The organism is Saccharopolyspora sp. (assembly GCF_017434145.1).
Lineage (GTDB): Bacteria > Actinomycetota > Actinomycetes > Mycobacteriales > Pseudonocardiaceae > Saccharopolyspora_C > Saccharopolyspora_C galaxeae.
In genome coordinates this window covers 1-4,960 of record NZ_JAFRFW010000966.1, presented here as the reverse complement: position 1 = coordinate 4,960, position 4,960 = coordinate 1, and the positions used below count along the sequence as shown (strand labels likewise).

The 4,960-nt window shown below is 71.1% G+C and carries 4 protein-coding genes and 1 pseudogene; 3 read left to right on the top strand and 2 right to left on the bottom strand.

The genetic code is table 11. The features are described 5' to 3' along the window. Nucleotides 1-388 precede the first annotated feature (388 nt). Complete coding sequence (locus tag IJH84_RS26095; RefSeq protein WP_295150098.1) at nucleotides 389-844, top strand: GNAT family N-acetyltransferase; 456 nt, start codon at nucleotides 389-391, stop codon at nucleotides 842-844. A 121-nt stretch (nucleotides 845-965) separates the two neighbouring features. Further along, nucleotides 966-1,730: a sulfite exporter TauE/SafE family protein gene (locus IJH84_RS26090; RefSeq protein ID WP_295150096.1), complete on the top strand. Its 765-nt coding sequence runs from the start codon at nucleotides 966-968 to the stop codon at nucleotides 1,728-1,730. A 49-nt stretch (nucleotides 1,731-1,779) separates the two neighbouring features. Here IJH84_RS26090 and IJH84_RS26085 read toward each other — a convergent pair whose 3' ends face one another. Continuing rightward, nucleotides 1,780-2,988 (bottom strand): tyrosine-type recombinase/integrase, encoded by a 1,209-nt coding sequence (locus IJH84_RS26085; RefSeq protein ID WP_295150094.1) that lies wholly within the window; start codon nucleotides 2,986-2,988, stop codon nucleotides 1,780-1,782. Nucleotides 2,989-3,226: 238 nt separating this feature from the next. Here IJH84_RS26085 and IJH84_RS26080 point away from each other — a divergent pair, with 238 nt between their 5' ends. After that, nucleotides 3,227-4,447 carry a hypothetical protein gene (locus tag IJH84_RS26080; protein ID WP_295150091.1) on the top strand — a complete coding sequence of 407 codons (1,221 nt, stop codon included), beginning with the start codon at nucleotides 3,227-3,229 and terminating at the stop codon, nucleotides 4,445-4,447. Between the two features lie 218 nt (nucleotides 4,448-4,665). On the opposite strand, the pseudogene IJH84_RS26075 reads toward IJH84_RS26080, so the two are convergent. Continuing rightward, nucleotides 4,666-4,960 (bottom strand): annotated as a pseudogene (locus IJH84_RS26075) (LLM class F420-dependent oxidoreductase); the annotation flags it as partial.

Sequence of the window (4,960 nt, the reverse complement as noted above, 5' to 3'; positions counted from 1 at the left end):
CCGCAGCCGAGGTCGAGCGCGCGCCCCGGGACGAGCTGCGCGACGTGTTCGACCAGGGCCGCGTTCGGATTCCCGCTCCAGAACTGCTCGTGCTCGCCGTAACGCGCGTCCCAGTGCTCGGCAGTGCCGTTCGCGTCGGTCATCGTGGTCCTTTCCTCGCCGATGTCCATACAGGACACGGTCCACTTCCGGCGTCCCGAACGACAAACATCGTTGCCGGTTCCGCAAAAACCGTCGCGACGAGGACCGGCGGCGCGGCGCGGCTCGCGCGAGGTCGCCGATCGTGCGCAACAGGACGAGGTCGTCGCGGCCGCGCCGGCGCGTGCGATTCGCGCTCAGCATTCGCTGTGCGGGCACAAGGCCCCCGGCCGGTCAGTATCCTGCGGTAGTGGATTTCGACGTGCAGGTACGGTCGGCCGGACCCGAGGAACACGCCGTTCTCTTGGGCATCTGGCGGCGTTCGGTTGAAGCGACGCATCATTTCCTGACCGGGGAAGACATCGACTTCTACGAGTCGGCCGTCTCCGGATACCTGCCCGCCATGGGGGACTTGCGCGTGGCCGACCAGCAGGGACACGGGCCGCTGGGGTTCATCGCGCACAAAGACGGCGAGATTCACATGCTGTTCGTCGATCCGGCGGCGCAGGGCCGTGGAATCGGAACTCGGCTGCTCGACGACATCGGGCGGCGATTCGACGTGCTTCATGTCGATGTCAACGAGGCCAACGACAGCGGCCGCCACTTCTACGAAGCAAAAGGGTTCGAGCGAATCGACCGATCGGAACTCGACGGCGAGGGCAGGCCGTTCCCGCTGCTGCACCTGCGCCGGACCGGTTCGCACTAGCCGCTGCCGCGCCGGACGTCTCCGGAGCCGGTTTAAGTGATCGCGCTCGGGCCTGCGGACGCAGCGGTGGTGTTACGGTCAGCGCCGCTCGCGCTACCCCATCAGGAGGACGACCGCGGTCATGGCCGGACTTTCCACACCCGTGCTGGTGCTGCTGGGCCTGTTCGGCTTGGTCGGCGGTGTCGGGATCACCGCCCTCGGGCCGGGCGGCGTGCTGCCGACCATCGGGCTGTTCGCGCTGACCGGGCTGAGCTCGGCCGAGGTCGCAGGCACCGCGATCGTCACGCACGTGGCCACGGGCGCGCTGGCCACCGCCGCCTACACCCGCTCCGGGCAGCTGCGCGATCCCGAGACGCGGCGCAGCGCGCTGATCCTGTGCGCGACCGCGCTGGCCGGGACCCCGCTGGGCGTGCTGATCAACACGGTGGTGTCCAAGCGGGTGTTCGGGCTGGTGCTGGCGGTGTTCGTGACGCTGGTGGCGGTGCTGGTGTGGCTGCGCGAGCGCCGCGAACCCGCCGGAACCGCCGCGCACCCGCCGATGGCGCTGGTCGGTGGCACCGGGTTCGCGGTGGCCGTGGCCTCGGGCATCGTCGGCATCGGCGGTCCGATGCTGACCGTGCCGCTGCTGATCGCCTTCGGCGTGCCGGTGCTGGAGTCGTTGGCGGCCGCGCAAGCGCAGTCCATCGTGATCGCCGCGGTCGGCACCGTCGGCTACCTCGCCCACGGCGCGATCAACTGGCCGCTGGCCGCGCTGGTGGGCATCCCCGAACTCGCCGGGGTGCTGCTGGGCTGGAAGATCGCGCACGCCGTGCCGACCCGCGGGCTCAAGTACGCGCTGGTGGCGGCATTGCTGGCCGTGGCGCCCTACCTGGCGCTGCACGGCTGACGAAATCGTCACCGTGACCGAAACCGCTGCCGCTCCCGGACGCGGCTGATCATCCGTTTCGGGTCGCCAGCCAGCCCCGGTGCAGCGCCGGGGCGAGCTCGTGGGCGGCCGATTGGGCCAGCTCCTCGGCGTCGTGCAGATAGCCCTCGGTCGTCGACAACGCGGCATGACCGAGGTCGTGCTGAACCTGCCGAGGCTCGGCGCCGCGGGTGATCGCGTGCGTGGCGTAGGAATGCCGCGCCGAGTGCGGATGGATGGTCTCCCGCAACGGACCCAGGTGCTGCGCGATCACCGCGGCCTGCTCGGTGGCCAGCAGGTCCCTGAGCCACCGCGCCCGCGGCGCAGGCGCGTCCGGTGCGGGCGCGAACGTCGCGCACAACCTCCGCAGCACCGCCTGCACGTGCGTGACGTGCACCCGGGCTCCGGTGCGGGTCACGAACAACGGCTGCGCGACCCGGTTGCCGACCTGCCCGGCAACGGCGGGCACCGCCGGAGTGCTGCGCACCGCCAGGTAATCCTCGATCGCATCGGCCACCGGCGCGGCCAGCGCCACCCGGCGATCTTTGCCGCCTTTGCCGTGCACCCGCAGCGCGGCAGGCCCGCCCGGTGCGGGCCGCTGATAGCCGTCCAGATCGACCCCGACCAGTTCCTCCGCGCGGACTCCGGTGCCGATGAGCACCTCGACCATCGCCCGGTCGCGAAGTCCGTCCCGGCGACCGGGCGCGAGCAGGTGCGCGGCGTGCAGCAGCGCCCGGCACGCCTCGAACGACCACATCGCCGTGGTCGACGGGGTTGCTGCGGAGCGGTTGAGGTGCTGGTTGGAGCGGTCGACCAGCGCGGCCGGGTTGTGCTCGGCCAAGCCCTCCCGCAGCAGGTACTTGCGGTAGAACGCCGAGACCGCCGAGAGCATCCGCGCCCGCGTGGCGTCGCGGTAACCGGCGTCGGCGAGTTCTTCCAGCCACTGCTCGACGTGCTGCACCCGCACGTCGGCGAAAGAGCCGAACCCGCTGCGCACACACCAGTTGAGCCATTCCAGCCCGGTCGGCTCGGTCCGCCGCGCCCGGCCGCGGCGGCGCTGCGGATCCGGCGGTTGGTAGCCGGGCACCCATTCCAGCGGGATGCCCAGGTCGGTGGCGTAGGCGATGCGGGTGTTCAACGAGGTGTAGATCCGCAGGAACTGTGCGAACCGCTCCCGGGCGAACCGCTCCCGGCTGGTCTTGCCGCCCGGCTCCTCGATCGTGGCCACGGCGTGGGTCATCGCTGTGCGGCCCTCCCTTTCTCGCCTCGCGGTGGCCCCCGCTCGCCGCGGCGGGCCGCCTCCGAACCTCACCACGAGATCATATCCATAATCCTGGTTATCCATATGACTCCGGTCCGACGTCTTCGCTGTGTCAGTTATCGATTAGAACTCGATCAACCATGTTAAAGTTCTTGAACTAGAACTAGACGATGATCGTTCACGCAGGCATGCGGGCTACCGGGAGGGCACAAGAACCGTGGCGGGCCAGGACACGACCCAGGACGAGCAGGACGACGGGACGCACCGAAAGCCGCCCGCTCCGGCGCGGCGGGCGAGCCGCGAGCAGCGCCGCGAAACCACGCTGCAGAAGCTGACCGCGGGCGAGCAGGCCCACTGCGCCTACTGCGGTGAGCCGCTACCGCCACTGCCCTCGCGTGGCGGACGGCCCACCCCGTACTGCCCGGCCGACGCGGACCGCTACGGCCAGTGGGGCGCGAAGACGATCAGCTGCGCGATGCTCGACGAGCACCGCGAGATGTGGGTCCAGGTCTACGGCGAACAGCAGCCCATGACCCCGTTCGACCTCACAGCGCTGCAACAGCACCTCGACCGGCTCAACGCGGCGGTCGATCCCGTGCGCACCGAGGTCGCCGCGCTGCACTCGCACGCCTCCGATCAGCTCGAAGCCGCGCTCGCCGCGCGTGAGACCGCCGAACGCGAACGCGACGAGGCGCTGGAAGCGGCCCGCACCGCCACCGCCGAACGCGACCAGGCCACCGACGACGCCGAGCAGGCCCGCGAACAGGCCCAAGCCGCACGTGCCGGGCAACAGGACGCCGAGCGGACCGCGGCCCGAGCCACCGAGGACGCCGAAAGCGCCCGGGACGAGGCAGCGAAGGCCACCGACGACCGGGCGCACGCCCTCGAACAACTCAACACCGCCAACCAGCGGCTGACCGAAACCCAGCAGACCCTCGCCGACGAGCGCGCCTCGGCGCTGGAACAGCTCGATCAGGCGCGGCAGAGCCTGCGCACGGCGCTGCGCGAGGAGCACGACCAGCAGATCCGCGCCCAGAGCGAGGATTTCGAGGCTCGCCTCAAAGCCAGCCAGGACCACGCCGATGAGCGCATCGCCGCGCTGACCCAGCAGCTGACCGACGCCACCCGCGGCTACGCGGACAGCCTCGCCCCGCTGCACGACAAGATCGAGGAGTTGCGCGGGCAGCTGGACGGGCAGACCAGCGCGGCTGCGGCCGAACGGGCACGTTTCGAGCAGCTGCACGAGACACTCGCCCGATCCCTCGACCGCGTCCCCGCCGACGGGCAGCCCGACCACGACCTGCGGCGCGACCTGCGTACCGCGCTGAACGGCGCGAGCCCGCACGGCCCGGACTCGGCGGCGGCAACTGATGCCTCGCGGTCAAGCTCCGCAGACGGGGCGGCCTCAACAGGGCCGCAGGAGTCCGGGTTCGAGTAGCAGCGGTCAGCGCTGAACCGGTGGAGCGGTTCAGCACGGGGCAACGCCGCTGGTCGAGATCGGCCGCTCGGCGCCTCGGGTTGATCATGTGCGGTCGGGGTTCCCCGGAGCCATGACGGGCCGGGAGTCGTGCAGAACCGGCACCGCGGCAACGGCCGGGACGGCGGCGTTGCCCGCCCCGACCGCGAGCCGGCCGAGGTTTCGCATCCGGACTGCCGTCACAGACACCGGGCGAGTGCCCAGGTGCGTGCGCGTGCGCGTTCGCCGAGCAGCTCGGTATGGCTGATCATGATCTCGGTGGCCCCGGCGTCGACGTAGCGGCGCAGGCCGGCGGCGACGGTGTCCTCGTCTCCGGCGAGCAGCAGGTCGGCCGCGCTCGACAGGCCCTCAGCAGCGATGACCTTCCGGTAGGAGGGGATGTCGTCGTAGAAGCCGAGGACCTCCGCCGCGTGGGCGCGGGCGGCGGCGACGTCGTCGGTGACCACCGCGGGCACGCCGGCCACTCTCTGCGGT